This is a genomic window from Flavobacterium sp. GNP008, assembly GCF_056428965.1.
Window position 1 is genome coordinate 1 of record NZ_JBWJVL010000029.1, and the last position, 267, is coordinate 267.

1 protein-coding gene is annotated in these 267 nt (G+C 61.4%); it reads right to left on the bottom strand.

The features are described 5' to 3' along the window. On the bottom strand, positions 1 to 267 hold a 267-nt coding region (locus tag AC0608_RS13750), incomplete at both ends, for a pilus assembly protein N-terminal domain-containing protein (RefSeq protein ID WP_478289467.1).

Genomic DNA, 267 nt, shown 5'->3' on the forward strand with positions numbered 1-267 from the left:
CTGCCCGGATGCAACGCCTTTAATGAACGACTGATAGCCTCGGTGCTGCTGCCGACTGACAGACTCAACGCTGCCAGTTGCCTGCCCTCGGCGCTGAGCGCGATCAGGCTGGTCTGCCCGGGCGCCTTGCCGAATACGTAAATCACTCCCGGTGACACCACCTGTAAATCGGCTACACTTGGGTCGGCGACCAATACTGCGTCGACCGGGGCCTTGAAGTTCAGAATGCGCCCTTCGCCTGAGGCCAGGTCAAGGTTGCCGGTGCTG